At 61.7% G+C, this 20,994-nt stretch carries 17 protein-coding genes and 1 pseudogene; 13 read left to right on the forward strand and 5 right to left on the reverse strand.

The window, feature by feature from the left end:
• Positions 1 to 72: 72 nt before the first annotated feature.
• The gene (locus G3N97_RS02835; RefSeq protein WP_183713804.1) at positions 73 to 1,095 is read right to left on the reverse strand and encodes a GlxA family transcriptional regulator; all 1,023 of its coding nucleotides are present in this window, start codon (positions 1,093 to 1,095) and stop codon (positions 73 to 75) included.
• A gap of 551 nt (positions 1,096 to 1,646) precedes the next feature.
• On the opposite strand from G3N97_RS02835, the gene G3N97_RS39925 reads away from it, so the two are divergent.
• From G3N97_RS39925 to G3N97_RS02900, 13 genes and pseudogenes are all read left to right on the forward strand, one after another.
• Complete coding sequence (locus tag G3N97_RS39925; RefSeq protein ID WP_205991810.1) at positions 1,647 to 2,039, forward strand: hypothetical protein; 393 nt, start codon at positions 1,647 to 1,649, stop codon at positions 2,037 to 2,039.
• A 65-nt stretch (positions 2,040 to 2,104) separates the two neighbouring features.
• Positions 2,105 to 3,076, forward strand: a complete 972-nt coding sequence (locus tag G3N97_RS02845) for a dipeptidase (protein WP_205991811.1) — start codon at positions 2,105 to 2,107, stop codon at positions 3,074 to 3,076.
• A 100-nt stretch (positions 3,077 to 3,176) separates the two neighbouring features.
• The gene (locus G3N97_RS02850; protein ID WP_205991812.1) at positions 3,177 to 3,710 is read left to right on the forward strand and encodes a DUF5943 domain-containing protein; all 534 of its coding nucleotides are present in this window, start codon (positions 3,177 to 3,179) and stop codon (positions 3,708 to 3,710) included.
• Positions 3,711 to 3,796: 86 nt separating this feature from the next.
• Positions 3,797 to 5,860 (forward strand): NADH:flavin oxidoreductase, encoded by a 2,064-nt coding sequence (locus G3N97_RS02855; protein WP_205991813.1) that lies wholly within the window; start codon positions 3,797 to 3,799, stop codon positions 5,858 to 5,860.
• Between the two features lie 3 nt (positions 5,861 to 5,863).
• Positions 5,864 to 7,792 (forward strand): (Fe-S)-binding protein, encoded by a 1,929-nt coding sequence (locus G3N97_RS02860; RefSeq protein WP_205991814.1) that lies wholly within the window; start codon positions 5,864 to 5,866, stop codon positions 7,790 to 7,792.
• 4 nt (positions 7,793 to 7,796) lie between these two features.
• On the forward strand, positions 7,797 to 8,990 hold the full coding sequence (locus tag G3N97_RS02865) for an electron transfer flavoprotein subunit alpha/FixB family protein (protein WP_205991815.1): 1,194 nt from the start codon (positions 7,797 to 7,799) through the stop codon (positions 8,988 to 8,990).
• A complete protein-coding gene (locus G3N97_RS02870; RefSeq protein WP_205991816.1) occupies positions 8,987 to 9,778 on the forward strand; it encodes an electron transfer flavoprotein subunit beta/FixA family protein in 792 nt (263 codons plus the stop codon). The genes G3N97_RS02865 and G3N97_RS02870 overlap by 4 nt, the downstream gene beginning before the upstream one ends.
• Positions 9,779 to 9,828: 50 nt before the next feature.
• Complete coding sequence (locus G3N97_RS02875) at positions 9,829 to 11,070, forward strand: aromatic ring-hydroxylating dioxygenase subunit alpha (protein ID WP_205991817.1); 1,242 nt, start codon at positions 9,829 to 9,831, stop codon at positions 11,068 to 11,070.
• Positions 11,071 to 11,101: 31 nt separating this feature from the next.
• Positions 11,102 to 12,250, forward strand: coding sequence for a hybrid-cluster NAD(P)-dependent oxidoreductase (locus G3N97_RS02880; RefSeq protein WP_205991818.1), 1,149 nt, complete (start codon positions 11,102 to 11,104; stop codon positions 12,248 to 12,250).
• A 124-nt stretch (positions 12,251 to 12,374) separates the two neighbouring features.
• Complete coding sequence (locus tag G3N97_RS02885) at positions 12,375 to 13,235, forward strand: glycine betaine ABC transporter substrate-binding protein (RefSeq protein WP_241030343.1); 861 nt, start codon at positions 12,375 to 12,377, stop codon at positions 13,233 to 13,235.
• Positions 13,236 to 13,479: 244 nt separating this feature from the next.
• Positions 13,480 to 14,757, forward strand: a pseudogene (locus G3N97_RS02890) (glycine betaine/L-proline ABC transporter ATP-binding protein); the annotation flags it as partial.
• Positions 14,750 to 15,646: a choline ABC transporter permease subunit gene (gene choW / locus G3N97_RS02895; protein WP_205991820.1), complete on the forward strand. Its 897-nt coding sequence runs from the start codon at positions 14,750 to 14,752 to the stop codon at positions 15,644 to 15,646. The pseudogene G3N97_RS02890 and the gene choW, both read left to right, overlap by 8 nt.
• Positions 15,647 to 15,783: 137 nt before the next feature.
• Positions 15,784 to 16,776, forward strand: a complete 993-nt coding sequence (locus G3N97_RS02900; protein WP_205991821.1) for a GlxA family transcriptional regulator — start codon at positions 15,784 to 15,786, stop codon at positions 16,774 to 16,776.
• Positions 16,777 to 16,786: 10 nt separating this feature from the next.
• On the opposite strand, the gene G3N97_RS02905 is transcribed toward G3N97_RS02900, so the two are convergent.
• The 4 genes from G3N97_RS02905 to G3N97_RS02920 all read right to left on the reverse strand — a co-directional run bounded on the left by G3N97_RS02905 (position 16,787) and on the right by G3N97_RS02920 (position 20,825).
• The gene (locus G3N97_RS02905; RefSeq protein WP_205991822.1) at positions 16,787 to 17,893 is read right to left on the reverse strand and encodes a GlxA family transcriptional regulator; all 1,107 of its coding nucleotides are present in this window, start codon (positions 17,891 to 17,893) and stop codon (positions 16,787 to 16,789) included.
• A gap of 148 nt (positions 17,894 to 18,041) precedes the next feature.
• Positions 18,042 to 18,359 (reverse strand): hypothetical protein, encoded by a 318-nt coding sequence (locus G3N97_RS40100; RefSeq protein WP_205991823.1) that lies wholly within the window; start codon positions 18,357 to 18,359, stop codon positions 18,042 to 18,044.
• A gap of 36 nt (positions 18,360 to 18,395) precedes the next feature.
• A complete protein-coding gene (gene purU, locus G3N97_RS02915; protein ID WP_205991824.1) occupies positions 18,396 to 19,274 on the reverse strand; it encodes a formyltetrahydrofolate deformylase in 879 nt (292 codons plus the stop codon).
• A gap of 288 nt (positions 19,275 to 19,562) precedes the next feature.
• Positions 19,563 to 20,825, reverse strand: a complete 1,263-nt coding sequence (locus G3N97_RS02920) for a multidrug effflux MFS transporter (RefSeq protein WP_205991825.1) — start codon at positions 20,823 to 20,825, stop codon at positions 19,563 to 19,565.
• Positions 20,826 to 20,994 lie beyond the last annotated feature (169 nt).

Below are 20,994 nucleotides of genomic sequence, written 5' to 3' on the forward strand. Positions count from 1 at the left end.
CTCGCGCAATAAAAAACGGGCAACCGGTTCAAGCCGGTCGCCCGCTCTGCGTTGCATGAACGCACAACATCGCTAGACGTGTGCGCTAAGCATCGGCAGTAAGGGTTTCGGTGTATCGGCACCCGAAAGTGGCGCCAGACGCTTGCGACGCTCGCCGGTGGGCGCGCTGCCGAATGCGTCGCGATAGCTCTTGCTGAAATGACACGCCGACTGAAAGCCGCAGGCCATCGTGATCTGCATGATCGACATGTCGGTTTGCAGCAGCAATTCACGCGCGCGGCGCAGGCGTAAAGTCAGATAGTAATGCGTGGGCGTCATGCCCAGATGCTCGTGAAAGAGCCGCTGCAATTGCCGTTGCGACATGTTCGCGAGCCGTGCGAGCTCCTCGCGCGAAAGCGGCTCTTCGATGTTGTTCTCCATGAGCGAGATGACTTCAAAAAGCGATTTGTTCGCGGACCCGAGTCGCGCCACGAGCGGCATGCGCTGCTGCGCGCTGGTGTCGCGAACGTGCTCGACCACGAACTGTTCGGCGATCTGCGTGACGCGCGCCGTCCCCACGCGCGTGGTGATGAGATTGAGCATCATGTCGAGCGGCGCAACGCCGCCCGTGCAGGTCACGCGGTCCCGGTCGATCACGAATAGCTCTTTGAGAAAGCGCGTGGACGGAAATTCTTCCTTCAGCGCCGACATGTTTTCCCAATGAATCGCGCATGCGTAGCCGGCCAGCAGACCGGCTTTGGCGAGCGCGTAGGTGCCCGTGCACAGGCTGCCCAATACGACGCCCGAGCGCGCGAAGCGGCGCAATACGGCGAGATGCGCGGCAGTGGTCGCGCGCTGTACGTCGACGCCGCCGCAGACGAACACGATGTCGGGCTGACCCGCGCACTCGGCCGGTCCGCTGTCGATGGACAGCCCGTTGCTCGACGCGACCGGGCCGCCGTCCGGGCTGATGATCGACCAGCGATAGAGGGGTTGCCCGCTCAGGTAGTTAGCCATGCGTAGCACTTCGATGGCGTTCGTGAACGCGATCATCGTGAAGTCGGGCAGCGGCATGAACGCAAAGTGCGCTAACGACGCTGTGCGGTCGGGCAACATGTGGGGGGCCATTCCTTGTAGTCGGTAGCCTGAGAAGGCCGGGGTCCCGGGCCAGGCTACCGCAATTCTGGAATCGGGCAAGGGCAGTGTGCCATGCGGCAAAACCCTAAGTCCACGACGTCAAAAATCCCTCTGGCGTAAAAAACACGAACGTGCGGCGAAGCTGGTGCAGCCTTGCCCGCTTAACTGGCAGAGCGTGAACAAAACACCGACAGCTTGCACCATCAGATGCACGTCGCCCACGCGCGGTGCATCAAAAACTTGTTTCGGATCGGGAAGTATTCGATTTGGCATATCCACATATCCACTTTAAGTCCACTTGCATCGAACGCTTGCGCGAGTCATACATGGAATCGCATTCGGGCTGACTTGTAAAAAATGGACGCGGATGGCGGAAAAGGAAAAGAACGCGTCTGAATTCATACATCGGCGGGGAATTCGAACGACAAGAATAGAGCCGTCGGCCAGAACCTTGCGCGGCGGCGGCAAAGCCAGGTGGGACGGGCCTTGCGCGGTACGGGAAACGCGACTCCATTCGTCACGGACGCCTTATGTCGAACACTGAAGCTTTCTTCTCGCAGACGCTCGCGCAGCACGACTCAGCCGTGCGCGGCAGCAGCTCGTTGCTGACAAATAAATATGCCGAAGGCTATCCGGGCAAGCGCTATTACGGCGGTTGTGAATTTGCAGACGAAATCGAAGCGCTCGCCATCGATCGTCTGAAGAAACGCTTCAGCGCAGAGTTTGCCAACGTCCAGCCGCATTCGGGTGCGCAGGCCAATGGTGCAGTCAAGCTCGCGCTCGAACGCACGGGCATTACCTGCAACAAGAACGGCATTCCTTTCGATACTGAAAAGCCCACGGTCACGTCCGGCATTCGTCTGGGGACGCCGATGGGAATATTCGCGCTCTGCGAGCGCTTTCCGATTTATACGCACACGTAACTCGCATCATTCGCTTCAAGCAAAACACCCAGCATTCAAACCCCACGCCCGTTTCGGAGTCGGCAATGAGCAATCTGCACGAAAACAGCATCATCATCGATGGTCTGAACATTTCGAAGTTCGACCGCTCGGTATTCGAAGACATGCGCAAAGGTGGGATTACCGCGGCGAACTGCACAGTGTCCGTGTGGGAGAGCTTTACGAAGACTGTCGATAATATTGCGCAGATGAAACAGCAGATTCGCGACAACGGCGAATTGCTGACGCTCGTGCGCACGACCGACGACATCCTGCGCGCGAAAAAAGAAAACCGCACGGGCGTGATTCTCGGCTTCCAGAACGCGCACGCGTTCGAGGACAACATCGGCTATATCGAAGCATTCGCCGATATGGGTGTGCGCGTGGTACAGCTCTGCTACAACACGCAGAATCTTGTGGGCACAGGTTGCTATGAGCGCGACGGCGGTCTCTCCGATTTCGGCCGCGAAGTGATCACGGAAATGAATCGCGTGGGGATCATGGTCGATCTTTCACACGTGGGTGGCAATACGTCGTCGGAAGCCATCGCTTTTTCGAAGAAGCCTGTGTGCTATTCGCACTGTCTGCCATCGGGCCTGAAGGAACATCCGCGCAACAAGAGCGACGCCCAGCTCAAGGAAATCGCCGATGCGGGCGGCTTTGTCGGCGTGACGATGTTTGCGCCGTTTCTCAAGCGCGGCATCGACGCGAGCGTCGACGACTATATCGAAGCGATCGATTACGTCGTGAATCTGATCGGCGAGGATACGGTCGGCATCGGCACCGACTTCACGCAGGGTTATAGCGTGGACTTCTTCGACTGGCTCACGCACGACAAGGGCCGTTATCGCCGCCTGACGAATTTCGGCAAGGTCGTGAATCCGGAAGGCATTCGCACGATCGGCGAATTTCCGAATCTCACGGCGGCGATGGAGCGCGCCGGCTGGAAAGAGTCGCGTATCCGCAAGATCATGGGTGAAAACTGGGTGCGTGTGTTTCGCGACGTCTGGGGCGCCTGAATTTCTGGTGGCTCGTGACACGAAAACAAAAAATAAATTTAGCCATTCCGAACTCGAAAAGCTGCAAGCCGATAAAACGATTATCCCGGAGCCCCACGAAATGCAACCGCAATTGCCGATCGACGTCGACGCGAATACCGGCGTCTGGACCACCGACGCACTGCCCATGCTGTATGTGCCGCGTCACTTCTTCACCAACAATCACACGGCTGTCGAAGAGGCGCTGGGCCGCGAGACTTACGCGGAGATTCTCTATAAAGCCGGTTATAAGTCGGCTTATCACTGGTGCGCGAAGGAAGCCGAAAAGCACGGTATGAGCGGCATGCCCGTCTTCGAGCATTATCTGAAGCGCCTTTCGCAACGCGGATGGGGTCTCTTCACGATCATTGAAGCCGATCCGGCGACAGCGCATGCGCGCATCGAACTGCGCCATTCGTCGTTCGTGCTCGCGCAGCCGGGCAAGCAGGGCAAACTCTGCTACATGTTCGCGGGCTGGTTCGCAGGCGCGATGGACTGGGTCAACGACACGGCCGGTGCAGGCGCGCATGCGCCGCGTGCGCAATCGAAGGAAGTGCAATGCGCCGCCGAATGCCACGCGCATTGCGTCTTCGAAGTGTCGCCGATTACGTCCTGACGCATTCTCGCGACCCGATTATTAGCCGTAAAAACCCGCAATACGAATCACACGACGAATTACCCGAACACCCGAGGCCGTCAGCGATGCGCTATCCCCACCTGTTCAAACCTTTGACGCTCAATCAGCTTACGCTGCGCAACCGCATCGTGAGCACCGCCCACGCCGAAGTCTATGCCGAGCCGGGCGGACTGCCGGGCGACCGCTATATCCGCTACTACGAGGAGAAGGCCAAGGGCGGTGTGGGCCTCGCGGTGTGCGGCGGTTCGAGTCCGGTGTCGATCGACAGTCCGCAAGGCTGGTGGAAGTCGGTGAATCTCTCGACCGACAAGATTGTCGATCCGCTCGCGCGTCTCGCCGAAGCGATGCATCGTCATGGCGCGAAGATCATGATTCAGGCCACGCACATGGGACGCCGTTCGGCGTTTCATGGCGAGCACTGGCCGCATCTGATGACGCCTTCGGGCGTGCGCGAACCAGTGCATCGCGGCAATGCGAAGATCATCGAAGTGGAAGAAATTCGCCGCATCATCGCGGACTTTGCGGCGGCGGCAAAGCGCGTGAAAGATGCGGGTATGGACGGCATCGAAATCTCCGCCGCACATCAGCATTTGATCGACCAATTCTGGAGCCCGCGCACCAATTTTCGCACCGACGAATGGGGCGGTTCGTTGAAGAACCGTTTGCGCTTCGGCGTGGAAGTGCTCGAAGCCGTGCGCGAAGCGGTAGGTAAGGATTTTTGCGTGGGCTTGCGCATGTGCGGCGACGAATTCCACGAAGACGGTCTCGATCACGAGCAATTGAAAGAGATCGCGCAGGCCATGGCGGAAACCGGTTTGATCGATTATCTCGGCGTGATCGGTTCGGGCGCGGATACGCACAACACGCTCGCGAATTGCATGCCGCCGATGGCCTTGCCGCCCGAGCCGTTCGTGCATCTCGCGGCGGGTATCAAGTCGGTGGTCAATCTGCCCGTGATGCACGCACAGAGCATTCGCGATGCGGGCCAGGCCGAGCGCCTGCTCGCGAACGGCATGGTCGATCTCGTGGGCATGACGCGCGCGCAGATCGCCGACCCGCATATGGTCATCAAGATTCGCGACGGCCGCGAAGACGAGATCAAACAATGCGTGGGCGCGAATTATTGCATCGACCGCCAGTACAACGGGCTCGACGTGCTCTGCGTGCAGAACGCGGCGACGTCGCGTGAAGCGACCATGCCGCACGTCATCGAAAAATCGCGTGGACCGAAGCGCAAGGTGGTCGTCGTGGGTGCGGGTCCGGCGGGACTAGAAGCGGCGCGCGTCGCGCGTTTGCGCGGCCACGATGTCGTGCTGTTCGAAAAGAACGATGCCGTTGGCGGCCAGATTCTGCTTGCCGCGAAAGCGCCGCAGCGCGAACAGATGGCCGGCATCGTCCGCTGGTTCGATATGGAAACGAAGCGCCTTGGCGTCGATCGGCGGCTCGGTGTGGAAGCGGACGACAAAACCATTCTCGCTGAAAAGCCCGACATCATCGTGCTCGCCACCGGCGGTTCCGCCTTCACGCAACAGGTGCCTGCGTGGGGCGTCGATACGGGGCTCGCCGTGAGTTCGTGGGACATTCTTTCGGGCCGCGTGGAGCCGAAGCAGAATGTACTCGTCTACGACGGCGTGAGCACGCATGCGGGCGCGGGCGTGGCCGATTTCATGTCGAGCCGCGGCTCGAAGGTGGAAATCGTCACGCCGGACGTGAAAGTTGCCGACGACGTCGGCGGCACGACCTTCCCGATCTTCTATCGCCGCCTTTACGCGCAAGGCGTCATTCACACGCCGAATTATTGGCTCGACCGCGTGTACGAAGAAGACGGCAAGAAGATCGCCGTATTGCGCAACGAATATACGGAAGAGCAGGAGGAGCGCGCGGTCGATCAGGTGGTGATCGAAAACGGCAGCACGCCCAACGACGCGCTGTACTGGAAACTCAAACCGGAGTCGCTCAATCGCGGCCAGGTGGACGTGCGTAAACTTTTTGCTGCCGAACCGCAGCCCTCGTTGTCCGAAGAACTGGGCAATGGGCGTTTCTTGCTGTTCCGGGTGGGCGACTGCATTTCGATGCACAACATCCACGGTGCGATTTACGACGCGCTGCGCCTCGCGAAGGACTTCTGAACCATGAACCCGACCTGGCTGATTACCGCGTTACTGTGGCTGTCGATGGCGGGGCTGGCGTTCGCGGTCGCCAGACGCGCATCGTACTGGCGAGTGGGGCGCGCAGCAGCGTCTTCGTCTACTGGCGTCGACAAGCTGTTCAGCATTCCGAAGCGTTACTTCGTCGACCTGCATCATGTGGTCGCGCGCGATCCGTATATCGCCAAAACGCACGTCGCGACGGCGGGCGGTGCGATTGCGGCTCTCGCACTCGTGTTTATCAATTACGGGCTGGCCATTTATTCGCCGTGGCTCGACAAGCTGATCTTTCTCGCGGCACTTGCCATGCTGATTGGCGTGGTGTTTGTGTGGCGTCGACGTCATGCGAAGCAGGTGCCGGCACGGCTTTCGCGCGGTTCCTGGAATGCGTTGCCATGGCTGCTGGGTTCGTTCGCGCTGGGCGTTGCGCTCTTCACACTGGTGCCCGCGAGCGCGATGTCGGGCGGATTCGCGGTGCTGTGCGCGGCGCTGATCGGCGTGGGTGCGTTCGCGATGACGTTCGGTGCTGCAAAGGGCGGCCCGATGAAACACGCGGTGGCAGGTTTGCTGCATCTCGCGTTTCATCCGCGTCAGGAGCGATTTTCAGCTACACGTGAAGCGTGGACCGGCAATGGCACGGCAACGCCGCCGACTGCACTTAAACTCGCCGATGTCGAGCAGCAACAGGAATATGGCGTGGCGAAAGCGGTGGAATTCCGCTGGAATCAATTGCTGAGTTTCGACGCCTGCGTGCAATGCGGTAAATGCGAGGCCGCGTGTCCAGCGTTCGCGGCCGGTCAACCGCTCAATCCGAAGAAGCTGATTCAGGATCTTGTCGTGGGCATGGCGGGTGGAACGGACGCCGCATATGCGGGCAGCCCGACGCCTGGCATTCCCGTCGGGCAGCATCGCGGCACGCCGAATGGTCCGATCGTTTCCGGCCTGATAGAAGCGCAAACGCTGTGGTCGTGCACCACCTGTCGCGCGTGTGTGCAAGAGTGCCCGATGCTGATCGAGCACGTCGATGCCATCGTCGATATGCGCCGCAATCAGACGCTCGTGCATGGCACCGTGCCGGGAAAGGGCCCGGAAGTGCTGGCGAATCTGCGCGAAACGGGCACGGCGGGCGGCTACGACAAGGCCGCGCGCTACGACTGGTCCGTCGATCTGAATGCGCCGATTGCGCAAGCGGGCAAGCGCGTTGACGTGTTGCTCGTGGCGGGCGAAGGCGCGTTCGACATGCGTTATCAACGCACCTTGCGTGCGCTCGTGAAAGTGCTGAACAAGGCAGGCGTGAATTATGCCGTGCTCGGCGCGCAGGAAGCGGATACGGGTGACGTCGCGCGTCGTCTCGGCGACGAGGCCACGTTCCAGCACATGGCGCAGCAGATGATGCGCACGCTGGCGACGCTGAGTTTCGCGCGCATCGTCACCGCCGATCCGCACGTGATGCACAGCCTGCGCAACGAATATCGCGCGCTGGGCGCGCGCTACGACGTGCTGCATCACACGACCTTGCTCGCCGAGCTGGCCGCGAGCGGGCGCATCGCGCCGAAGGCCGCTGAAGCGCTGCGCGAGAAGCGCACGACGTATCACGATCCCTGCTATCTGGGCCGCTACAACGGCGAGATCGACGCGCCGCGCAAATTGCTCAAGACCATTGGCATTCAGGTCGTGGAAATGGAACGCAACGGTCTGCGCGGACGATGCTGCGGTGGCGGCGGCGGCGCACCGCTTACGGATATTCCGGGCAAGCAGCGCATTCCCGATATTCGCATGGCCGATGCGCGTGCCGTAGGTGCGGAAGTCGTCGCCGTGGCGTGCCCGAATTGCACGGCAATGCTCGAAGGCGTCGTGGGGCCGCGCGCGGAAGTGCTAGACGTGGCCGAACTCGTAGCCGCTTCGCTGGAGTAAATCGATGAACGCAACGACGAATGCCATCAAGCGGATCGATCCGCGCCGGCCTTTTATTATCACGGCGGCGGGGCTCAAGCGGATCACGCTGGGCGAGATCGGCAACGCCAATACGAATGATGGTCAGTGGGACGCGAATCGCGCCCATGGCGGAATCGTCAAACCTCGTCGAACGATCAGTCATCCGAATCAAATTATATTGGTGGCGGCGCACACGGAACGCGGTTCGCTCGACGACCACGCGTGCCAGGCCATCGCCGCCGCCGCGTTAATTGCCGATGCGCGAACCGAAGTCGCGCTTCTGGTATTCGGCGAGCTCAAGGACGACGCGGCCACGCTGGGCGTGGACAAGTTGATCGAGTTGCCGGACTACGATCGCCGAACGTTCGCGCCCGAAAGTGAGTTGCGCGCGCTGCAGGCGTGTGCGGCGGCGCTCGCGCCGCGTCACGTGCTGCTGCCGGATAACGCGAGTGGCGACGGCGATCTCGGCCGCCGTTATGCGGCGTCGACCGGCGCGAGCGTGGCCGCGCATGTGGTGGAAATCGACGCGAAACATGTGGGCGTCTACGAGCAGGCGAAGCGTGCATTCGCGACGCGCGCGCTGCCGGATGTGATGTTGCTGGCACCTAACGCAGTTGAGGCGAAGCTGCCGTTCGTCGGCGCGGGCGAGCGGCTCGCTGGCGATTTCATTCGCCCGGCGAGCGATATCGCTCAACCGTATCGCGACCTCGGCATCGAAGAGATCGACGCGGCGCAGGTCGCGCTGGAAGAGGCGGATTTTATCGTCGCTGCGGGCAACGGCGTAAGCGATGTCGCGCAGTTCGAACGCCTCGCAGGCGTGTTCGGCGCGGCCATCGGCGCGAGTCGCGTGGCCGTCGACAGCGGCCATTTCACGCGTGACAAGCAGGTGGGCGCGACCGGCAAGACGGTGGAGGCCAGCGTGTATATCGCGTTCGGCATTTCGGGCGCCGTGCAGCATTTGCAGGGCATCAAGGATTGCCGTCACGTGATTGCCGTGAATCTCGACGGCAGCGCGCCCATTGCCAAACGCGCAAATCTCACCGTGGTCGGCGATGCACAGGCGACCATCGCCGCGTTGATCGAACAGGTGCAGGCGGCGCGCGGTGCGACTCGCGCGACGCCTGCTGAAACGCGCGTCGCCGCGCGCGAACGTCAGCCCGCAGGAGTGGCCGCATGAACGTACAACGACGGATCGAACGCATCGCGGTGCTCGTCTCGACAGGACGCCATCCGGTGAGCGGTACGCTGCGCTATAGCCGTAACGATGCGCTCGCGCTCGAACTCGGTCGGCAGCTCGCGGAACGCCATCGTGCATCGATCGACGTGATTCATGCGGGCGACCCGCATGATCCTGCGTTGAACGACTACCTCGCGCTCGGCGCGCGCGAAGTGGAAGTGCTCGCCTGTGCGGAAAACGACGACGCGGCGCGCGCGCTGGCCGAACGCGTGCGCGGCTACGACCTCGTGCTGACCGGCACGCGCGCGGAAGGCGCGCACGATTCGGGCATGTTGCCGTATGGCGTGGCGGCGGCGCTGGCGTTGCCGATCGTCGGCGGCGCGGTTGATATCGATATCGACGCGGCGAGCGGCAGCGCCATCGTGCGCCAGTTCTTGCCGAAAGGTTTGCGCCGCCGTGTGCAAACCGCGCTGCCCGCCGTGATTGCCGTGCATCCGCTGGCGAACGCGCAACCGCGCTATGCCTACGCGCGGTTGCGCGCTGGCACGATCCAGCCCGCCGTGATCGGACGGTTCAAGTCTGAAGAATCGGACGCGTGGCGCGTGGGGCCGGTGGAGCGCAAACCGGTGAAATTCGCCGCCGCCGAAAAGCGCTCGGGCCACGCGCGCATGCTCTCCGCCACCACGACCGAAAGCCGCGGCGGCAACGTCGTAATTGAAGGGAGTTCGGTCGAAAAAGCACAAGTGATTCTCGCGTATTTGCGCGAGCATCAACTCATCGATTACTGAATTTGCCGGTCTGTCGGCAAGAACCAGGGATGCAAAATCCGGAGCACACGATGAACGTATCGGCAGACATTCGCGCACTGCTGGCGCGCCGCGAAGAAGGGTATAGCCTCGAAGCACCGTTTTACCGCAGCGAAGAGATTTTTGCGCTCGATATGGAGGCGATTTTTCGCCAACACTGGATTCAGGTCGCTGTGGAGCCGGAAGTGCCGGAGCCGGGCGATTATGTGACCGTGGAACTGGGCGGCGATTCGATTCTGATCGTGCGCGACGACGACATGCAGGTGCGCGCGTTTCATAACGTTTGTCGCCATCGCGGCGCGCGTTTGTGCAACGAGCAGAAGGGCACGGTGGGCAATATCGTGTGCCCGTATCACAGCTGGACTTACAACCTCACGGGCGAACTGATGTTCGCCGAGCATATGGGCGAGCAGTTCGACCGCTGCAAACACAGCCTGAAGCCGGTCCATGTAGAAAATCTCGCCGGCCTGATCTTCGTGTGTCTCGCCGACGAACCGCCCGCCGACTTCGCCATGATGCGCGCCGCCATGGAGCCGTATTTGCTGCCGCACGATTTGCCCGCATGCAAGGTCGCCGCGCAGGTCGACATCATCGAGAAAGGCAACTGGAAGCTCGTGATGGAAAACAATCGCGAGTGCTATCACTGCGTTGCGAACCATCCCGAACTCACGATTTCGCTCTACGAATACGGCTTCGGCTATCAGCGCACGACGGCAAACGCCGAAGGCATGGACGCGTTCGAGCGCACCTGCACGGAACGCGCGCAGCAATGGGAGCAGATGAATCTGCCCTCGGTGGAAATCGAAAAACTGCTGGACGTGACGGGTTTTCGCACGCAGCGTCTGCCGCTCGATCGCAGCGGTGAATCGCAGACGCTCGATGCGAAAGTGGCGTCGAAGAAATTGCTCGGTGAATTTCGCAATGCCGATCTGGGCGGTTTGTCGTTCTGGACGCAGCCTAATTCATGGCATCACTTCATGAGCGATCACATCGTGTCGTTTTCGGTGATCCCGCTGTCGGCGGGCGAGACGCTCGTGCGCACGCGCTGGCTCGTGCATCAGGAAGCGCGCGAAGGCATCGATTACGACGTGGCGAATCTCACGGCGGTCTGGAATGCGACCAACGATCAGGACCGCACGCTGGTGGAATATTCGCAGCGCGGCGCGGCCAGCAGCGCGTATGAGCCGGGCCCGTATTCGCCGTACACGGAAGGGCTGGTGGAGAAGTTCACGGCCTGGTATGTCGGCCGTCTTGCCGAGAAGATCGGCGCATAACGTGGAACGCGTGTGACGCGGAGAGTCTGACATGATGCGAGATGCGGCCCAATTCGATCCCACGGACAGCCGGGTGACGCGCCCGGCGTTCTGGGGCGCGCTGCCCGAACGCTGGACGAGCGACATCGAGGAAACCCTCGTATGCTGTCACGTGCGGCAGGAAACGCACGACGTGAAGAGTTTTTTCCTGCGCTCGCCGCAAGGGCGTACGTTCTCGTTCGAACCCGGTCAGTTCGTGACGCTCGAGCTGGAAATCGATGGCGAGTCGTTGAATCGCTGTTATACGATTTCGTCGTCGCCCGCGCGGCCGCATACAATATCCATTACGGTGAAGCGCGTGCCGGGCGGAAAAGTCTCCAACTGGCTGCACGATAATCTGCAACCGGGCGCGACGTTGCGCGTGCTGGGTCCCGCAGGCGAATTCACGTGTGCGCGGCATCCGGCGAACAAATTTCTCTTTCTTTCGGCGGGCTCGGGCGTCACACCGCTGATGTCGATGAGCCGCGCACATCACGATCTCGCCGAAGATCGCGACATCGTGTTCGCCCATAGCGCGCGCACGCCCGACGATATTATTTTCGCGCGCGAACTCGAATTGATTGCATCGAGTCATGCGCATTTCCGCACGGCGTTCGTCTGCGAACGCGTGGGCGCGCGAACGGACTGGCATGGCGTGACGGGTTTTCTCTCTCTGCCCTTGCTTAAATTGATCGCGCCGGACTTCATGGAGCGCGAGATATTCTGTTGTGGTCCCGCGCCTTATATGCAGGCCGTGCGTAATCTGCTGGACGAAGCGGGCTATGGGCGCGAGCGCTATCACGAAGAGAGCTTTTCGTTCGAAACGCTCACTGCGGACGAACCCGAAACGCAGACACACGAACTCGCGCAGGCGAGCACGCAAACTTTCGCCGACGCCACCACGTACACGATCACCTTCGCGAAAAGCCGTCGCGAGATTGCCTGCAACTCGCAGCAAACCATACTCGAAGCCGCGCGCCAGGCCGGTGTGCGACTCGCTTCGTCGTGTGCGCAAGGTATGTGCGGGACCTGCAAGGTCAAACTCGTTTCCGGGCAGGTGGAAATGAAACATAGCGGCGGAATTCGTCAGCGTGAAATCGATCAGGGCATGGCGTTGCTGTGCTGTTCGAAGCCGCTTTCGGATCTCGTCGTCGATAAATAAAAGCAGGGGAAAAGCCCGCGTCGCTACACGACAAGATCGCGTCGGAAATCGACGATATCGACAAATTGTGGCGGGGGAATCTGGAGGTGCACGGGGCGCGTTGCCCGGTTACAGGAGATCGACCTTGAAGCTGCCAGGAAAATATGTGTGGGCCGGCGTGCTGTCGGCGATGGTGGGCCTGAGCGCCCCTGCGTGGGCCGACGGCAAGCCGACGCTGAAAATCGGCTACGTCGAAGGCTGGGACGATAGCGTGGCGACATCCAACGTCGCGGCGCGCATTATCGAAAAGCGCTTCGGCTATCAGGTGCAACTCGTGCCCGTGGCCGCGGGCATCATGTGGCAGGGCGTGGCGCGCGGCGATCTCGACGCGACGCTCTCCGCGTGGCTGCCGGTGACGCAGTGCGCGTACTGGGCGCAGTTCAAGGACAAGGTCGTCGATCTCGGCACGAACTTTCCGGGCGCGAAAATCGGGCTCGTCGTGCCGGATTATGTGGGCGCGAAGAGCATCGACGATCTCAATGCGCAAAAGAGCGCATTCGGCGGCCGTATCGTGGGGATCGACGCCGGTGCAGGCGTGATGACCAAGACCGATCAGGCCGTCAAGCAATACGATCTGAGCTATACCGTGATGCCGAGTTCGGGCAGCGCGATGACGGCGGAACTCGCGCGTTCGTTGAATGCGAAAAAGCCGGTGATCGTCACGGGCTGGACGCCGCACTGGATGTTTGCGAAATACAAACTGCGCTTCCTCGACGATCCGAAGAATGTGTATGGCGCGGCGGAGCATGTCGACAACGTGGCGAATCCGGAACTGGAAACGAAGGCGCCGCAAGTCGTGTCGTTCCTGAAGAAGTTTCAATGGAAGCCGGGCGAAATCGATAGCGTGATGCTCGCGATTCAAAACGGCGAAAAACCGGATGCCGCCGCCGATACGTGGATCGCCGCTCATGGCGACCGCGTGAATACCTGGGTTGCGGCGCAGTAAGTGTGAGCCGGCACCACGCGCATGCGAGTCGCGAAGCGAACCGGCTTGACGCTTCGCGACGGGCGCGGCGCCGCGCCGGGTGCAGTGCAATGCAGCATGCGCGAGGCGCGCAACGCGCCTTCGTTCGTCTTTCAATCAGCGTGTTTTATCAGCGGTGTTTCGCCCACACAGTGCCCCGTTACGGTGCGCGCGCTTGTGGCGCGGCCGGTTCGCTGCGCCGATTGCAGCGCGCATTGAATGGCCGTGTCGCTTTTGCGTAAGCGTCTGTCGCAAATCGCCATCCCCGCGGGGTTTTTTCTGGCAACCATGTAGATACAGTGTGCGGCGCGTGCGGCACGAGGAGACGGAATCGATGAAATCCCCCAAGATCGTAGTCGAAGGACTCAGTAAGGTCTTCGGACCGAATCCGAAAGTCGCGCGCGATTTGCTCATGAGCGGCGCGACGAAAGACGACATGTTCGCCAGAACCGGTTACGTGCTCGGCGTGAACAAGGCGTCGTTCTCGGTGCAGGAAGGCGAGATCTTCGTGCTGATGGGCCTCTCGGGTTCCGGAAAATCCACGCTGATTCGTCTGATCAACCGCCTCGTCGAACCCACGGCGGGCAAAGTCGTGATCGACGGCCGCGATATTGCGGCGGTGAAGCGCTCCGAGCTGGTTTCGCTGCGCCGCACCGATATGAGCATGGTGTTCCAGTCGTTTGCGCTGATGCCGCAACGCACGGTGCTTTCGAATGCGGCGTTCGGCCTCGAAGTGGCGGGCGTGGGGCGCAAGGAGCGCGAGCGGCGTGCACTAGCGGTGCTCGAGCAGGTCGGGCTGGCCGCGTTCGCGCAGAAGCTGCCCGCCGAACTTTCCGGCGGCATGCAGCAGCGTGTGGGCCTCGCGCGCGCGCTGGCCGTGAATCCGTCGCTGATGATCATGGATGAAGCGTTTTCCGCGCTCGATCCGCTCAAGCGCAAGGAAATGCAGAACGTGTTGCTGCAATTGCAGAAGGAGCAGCAGCGCACCATCATGTTCGTATCGCACGATCTGGAAGAAGCGCTGCGCATCGGCACGCGTATCGCGATCATGGAAGGCGGCCGCATCGTGCAGATCGGCACGCCACAGGAAATCATCAGTAATCCTGCCGATGAATATGTACGAGCGTTTTTCGATGGCGTGGATACGAGCCGCTATCTCACCGCGGGCGATCTCATGCAGCGCGAAGCCGTGCCACTCATCCGCACCCTCGATCCGAAAAGCGTGGCCGCTTCGTTGAACGGCAGTGCCGACTACGCGTTCGTGCTCGACGCGCAACGCCGGATCAGCGGTTTCGTCACGCGCGACGCGATCGGCGTGGCGCAACCGTCGGTGCGCAAGGTCGAATGCATTTCGCTCGGCGCGCCGCTCGAACAGGTCGTCTCGCGCGTGTGCGCGAACGCCACCGCGCTGCCCGTGGTCGACGACGAGGGCCGCTATTGCGGCTCCATCGATCAGGCCGCGGTCCTGAAGGTCATTACGCGCAACAGGAGTGCCCATGTCTGAGATCATTCCCCTTGGCCGCTGGGTCGATCAGTCGGTTCACTATCTGCTCGATCACGACGCGAATAGTTTCGACGCAGTCGGCAAGGCCATCGAGAGCTTCGCGGCGTTTATCGAGCACGGCTTGCAGGCCATTCCCATGTGGGCGCTGATGGCGTTTTTCATCGCGGTCGGTTTGTGGCGCGTGGGCTGGCGCTTCGCGATTTTCGCCACGGCGTCGCTATTGCTGATCTACGCGACCGGCTTCTGGGATCAAACCGTCGTCACGCTCGGGCTGACGTTGTCGTCGACGCTGATCAGTCTCATAGTCGGGATTCCGCTCGGTATCTGGACGGCAAAGAACAAACTCGTGCAAACCATCGTAAGGCCGATTCTCGACCTCATGCAAACGATGCCGGCTTTCGTTTATCTGATTCCCGCCGCGATGCTGTTTGGCCTCGGCCGCGTGCCGGGCATTCTCTCCACGGTGATCTTCGCGATGCCGCCGGCCGTGCGCCTCACGAGCCTCGGCATCAAGCACGTGAATCGCGAAATCGTGGAAGCCGGGCAGGCATTCGGCTGCACGCCGTGGCAATTGCTTTACAAGGTGCAGTTTCCCAATGCGCTGCCGTCGATCATGCAAGGCGTGAACCAGACCATCATGATGGCGCTGTCGATGGTGATCATCGCGTCGATGGTAGGGGCGGGCGGTCTCGGCAACGATGTGCTGGCGAGTATTCAGCGCCTCGATATCGGGCTCGGTTTCGAGAGCGGTTTGTCGGTCGTGCTGCTCGCCATCATGCTCGACCGGATTACCGAGAGCTTTGGCCGTGCGCCCGGCGCCGTGAAAGCGCCGCTGTTCTCCGGCATCAAGCAATGGTTTCGCCCGCGGCCCATGATCGCCGAGGCTTGAAGTATGAAGGTCCGCGCGCGGCGGTTTTGGCGCGCGGACGGCTTGCCCGGCTTGCCGCGATCGCGCGCGAAAGCCGGTTTATTCTGTCCGTCGCGGGCACATGAATATTGGCCCGGCGCGCCCAGCAGGAGCGCAATGTGACGTCCGCCCTCGCCTCGATCGCCGAGCAACCGGCGATTGAATCGACGCTTGAGCATTTCGGTTTCCTGACGCTGCCGAACTTTTCGATGATCGCGTTTTCCAGCGCGGTCGAAGTCTTGCGCATGGCGAATTACGTGGGCCGTGGCGAGCATTATCGATGGTCGGTCTATACGCTCGACGGCGAGCCCGCGCGCGCGAGCAATGGAATTGCGGTGCGTCCCGCGCAACGCCTCGATCTGAACAACCTGCCCGACGTGTTGATCGTGTGCGGCGGCATTCGCATTCAGGAAGCCGTGGACGAGCGCGTTCGCGCCGTGCTGGGCGAGGTGGCGGCCCGCGACGTTCCGCTCGGCAGCATCTGCACGGCCGCTTATGCGCTGATTACGAGCGGTTTGCTCGATGGTTATCGCTGTGCCGTGCATTGGGAAAATCTCTCGACGTTTTACGAGTCGTTTCCCGACGTGCAATTCGCCGACGAACTCTTCGTGATCGATCGCGACCGGCTCACGTGCACGGGCGGCACCGCGCCGCTCGATCTCATGCTTGAACTGGTGGGCGCGCGTCTCGGGCGACAAACGGCCGCAAAAGTTTCCGAGCAATTCATTCTCGAACGCATTCGCGGCTCGACCGATCTGCAGCCGATTCCCGTGGACGCGCGGGTGGGATTTTCGCGTGCTGAACTCGTCGAAGTCGTGCGGCTCATGGAAGCCAATATCAAGGAGCCGCTTTCGCTCGAAGAACTCGCGCGCCTCGTACGGCTATCGCAACGCCATTTACAGCGCATGTTCAAGGAATACTTGAACGTGTCGCCGACACATTATTATTTGAATTTGCGATTGAAACGCGCGCGCGAATTACTGCGCACGACCGATACGTCGATTGCACGCGTGACGTCGATTTGCGGATTCAATTCGCCGTGTCATTTCAGCAAGGCGTATCGCGTGCAATTCGGGCACGCGCCGAGCCACGAGCGGCGCGCGCCGGAATGACGATCCGCGCTTAGTGCAGCGACGCGCCCGGTTCCACGTCGCTTGTCAGCGAGGTTTCAGGGCGGAAGAACGCGTCGAGGTCGGGGAATTGCGTGGGCTCCTGGCCGCTGCGCTGCTCGCGAAACATATTCGGCGGCACGCCGAATTGCTTGCGGAATTCTCGCCCGAGATGCGAGGCATCCGAAAAGCCGCAACTCGACGCAATATCGGCCACGGTACGGTCGGAACTCGTGAGCAGCCACGCGGCGGTGCGTAGACGCAGCGCATTGGCGAACGTGCGCGGACTTTTGCCCGTTTCCGATTTGAACAGACGTTCGAGCTGACGCGCGGAAAGATTGAGCTTGCAGGCCAGTTCTTCGAGCGGCACATTTCGTCCGACCTGTTGCTCCATCAGCAGGATCGCGCGTTTGACTTTCGGATGTGTGGCGGGCTCGAGTCCTGGTGGATGCGGTTGCGGCGCGTTGCCTTTCTGCATTTCGCCCACCAGCAGAATACGCAGCGCTTTTTGCACGGTAGCGTGATCGAAATGACGCAGCAGAATGGCGGCGGCCACGTCGATCGACGCGCGTCCGCCCGAACAGGTAATGCGCCGCCGGTCGATCACGAAGAGACGGTCGGCCACGATCGCATCCGCGTTGACGGTCGGAAAGCGCTCGATAAAGTCCCAATAGTGAAACCAGCTCACGCAGATGCGATGCGCATCGAGCACGCCCGCGCGCATCAGCGTGACTACGCCGGTGCAGATGCCGACGACGGTGGTCGTGCCCGCGGCGGCGCGGCGGATATAGTGAAGCGTGGCCTCGCTGGCTTGCGGTCCGGAATGCAGCAGGCCGCCAACGATCACGAGGTAGTCGACCGGCTCCGCATTGTCGAAAGTTTCCCAGGGCGTGATCTGAATGCCGCAACTCGCGCGTACCGGCGCGAGCGTTTCGCCCAGCACGCGCCACGAGCAGCGCACCGGCTTGCTGAAATCGCCGTCGTCGGCGGAGAGCCGCAGCATGTCCACGAAACCGGAAAAGGCGGTCAGCGTGAAATTGGGCAGCAGCACGATGCCGAAGCGGATGCGCGCCTTCGCGGCGGACTCGGACGAGGGAGCGATCGGGAGCGTGTCGGGCATGGCGGCGCGTGAAAGTGGGGAGGCGCGAGGCGGTTTTCGCAAGCGTCGCCGATCGAAAGGGCGCGCGCTTGTGTTTTTCCGCCATCGACTTTCGCAAAAGCGCACATCGCGGGCGTGCTGGCGACGGCGTACCGTCGCGCTGGCGTTTTCATTCTATCGGTTTGACGCGGCCTTTGGTCAACTGCGTGGTCAGCGTTCTCTGCACCGAAAGGAGCCCCGCGTGCCGCGTGCCCATACCGTTGAACTGAACGACCGCGCCTGTCACGGCGATGCCGCCGCGGCGCTTGCGCTGCTGGAGCAAAGCATCGCGCGCGGCCACGGGCGCATCGGGCTGTTGCGTTACTGGCAGGCGCGCCAACTGGGTGCCGCGCTGGCGCGGCGGCATCATGATTATGCGCGGCGTGTGGCCGAAAAAATGAGCGATCGAGCCCTTGCGGGACTCGCGGCGCAGGCGCAGCGGCGCCATCGCGGCGAGTCCGCCGCCGCGACGCGGGCGAGCGCGTCAGAGCACGACCGTGCGCCCGTCGTTGATGAACACGCGTCGCTCCAGAAACGCCTTCACGGCGCGCGCGAGCACCACGCATTCGACATCGCGCCCCACGGCCAGTAGCCGCTCCGGATCGAAGCTGTGATCGACGCGCTGCACTTCCTGTTCGATGATCGGTCCTTCGTCGAGATCGTCGGTGACGAAATGCGCGGTCGCGCCAATCAGTTTGACGCCGCGCACGTGCGCCTGGTGATAAGGCCGCGCGCCTTTGAAACCGGGCAGAAATGAATGATGAATATTGATCGCGCGGCCCGCGAGGCGGCGGCTCGTTTCGTCGGAAAGAATCTGCATATAGCGCGCGAGCACGAGTAATTCGGAACCGGTCGACTCGAATAGATCGAGAATCGCGGCTTCCTGCTCGCGTTTCGTGTCGGGCGTGATCGGCAAATAATGAAACGGCAAATCGTGCTGATGCGCGAGCGATTCGAAATCACGGTGATTCGATGCGATGCCGGCAATATCCATCGGCAATTCGCCCATGCGCCAGCGAAACAGCAGATCGGCGAGGCAATGTTCGAGCCGCGAAACCATGATGAGCACTTTCGGGCGCACCTGAAGATCGTGGATGGCCCACGTCATCGCGTGCTCGCGCGCGGTTGGCGCGAATTCGTCGCGCAGACTCGCGAGATTGCAGCGTGCCGCCGTGTCGCGCACGACTTCGTGAAAGACGCAGCGCAGAAAGAATCGCGCGCTGATGTCGTCGTCGAAAACGGTGAGTTCGTCGATATAGCAGCGGTGCCGGTCCAGAAAGCTCGCGACGGCGGCCACCTGGCCGGCGGCGCTCGGGCAGGACAGCGTGAGGACGTATTGATGCGGACGAACGTCGGCGGACATGCGGTTTCTCCGGTTATCGTGATGCGCCTTTCACATGGCACGCGAAAGGCGATGTCGCGAGTAAGCCATTGTTTGGTGCATGACAGATAGAACGGTTGCGCTCTTTAGCACGTATGGAAACGCCAGGTCGTGCTGTGTCGCTTTTTTATCGCGTTGTGGGTTTTTCGTCCGGTGATGATTTGGGGCGAAGCGGGGGGCTTCGATTGGAAGTTCGCGCGCCACGTAGGTAGGGGCGCGCGCGAGTGGAGGCGGGCGGCGCTTATTCTGGTTATACCGGCCTGAGTGGCCTCACGCCGCCTTCCCCTCCCGCTGCAACGCCTGCACGCTCTCCAGCTGCGCGAGATGGCGCAACAGCTTCGACACCATCATCACGACCGTCAGCGCGAGCACGACAAAAAACACCGCGAGCGGCGTGAGAATCTGCACGGAGACAAACCCCGCGAGCGCCATCATCGCCGAGGAAACCAGCAGCAGCGCGCAGCCGAGAATCGCACTCGTCAGCCCGGCCACTTCGGGGAACAGCGAGTTGCCCTTGGCCATCAGCGTGGGGTACATCGCGCCCGCGCAGAAGCCCATGAACAGCACCGGCGTCGCGAGCGCCCACACACGCAGGCCAACGGTCAGCGCGAGCACGAGCATGACGATGGCCGATGTCGCCATCGCGAACGAACCTGCGCGCAAGCGCACTTCGGGCGTCGGCATACGCGGGCCGTGCAGACGGTTCGAGAGTCCGCCGAGGAAATACATCAGGCCGATGCCGAGCGCGAGATAGCCGAAAAACGTCGGCGGCTTGTGCAGCGTGCTCTGCACCATGAACGGCCCGACGATATTGAACACCAGCAAGATGCTGTAGCAGAGGCCTTGCGCGAGAAAACAGCTCTGAAACACCGGGCTCGCGAGCACCTTGCGCGCATTCGCGACGAGCGTGCGCGTTTCGAGTTTCACCGGCTGGCGCAACGTATCGTGATAGCGCCACAGCACGCCCCACATCACCACGGCCCAGATAAGCAGAAACACGAGGCACGAACGCCAGCCGAACCACGTCTGCAAATGCGCCCCGATTACGGGCGCGATAATCGGCGCGAGTCCCCACGCAATCGACATATACGTGAACGCGTGCAGCAGCGCGGTGCCGGAAAACGAATCGGTGATGATCGCTTTCGCCAGCAGATTCGTGGTCGCGATGCCGAAGCCTTGCAGGCAGCGCGCGAGCACGAAGGTTTCCAGATTCGGCGCGACGAGCGACAGCAGACAGCCAATCGTAAAGATCGCAATGCCGAAGGCGAGCACGCGCTTGCGTCCGTGAGCGTCGGCAATCGGGCCGAAAATCAGCTGGCCGAGCGCGTACGCGGCCATATAACCGGACACGCTCGACTGGATCGCTTGCGGCGAAGTCGTGAAGAAGTGCGCCATGGCGGGCAGCGCCGGCACGTAAATATCGATCGCGAGTTGTCCGGCCGAGGAAAACAGGCAGATCATGAACAGCAAAAAGCCCGGCGTATTCGTGGCGCGCCGGGCAATGGCGGGCGGATTGGCGTTATCGTGGTTCATCACAGCGTCGAAAAGGCGGAATGCGGCGGCGCGGCGGGGGTGGGGCCGGATGCGAGAGCGCGGCGTGCACGAGATCCGCGCACGCCGCGTGTTTTTACCGCGTGAATAACCGATATTGTGCCTGTGCTTGCGCCAGTCTGCTCGACGCGGTTTCGCGCGGATCGGAATT

The sequence above is a fragment of the Paraburkholderia sp. Ac-20347 genome (genome assembly GCF_017104805.1).
GTDB lineage: Bacteria > Pseudomonadota > Gammaproteobacteria > Burkholderiales > Burkholderiaceae > Paraburkholderia > Paraburkholderia tropica.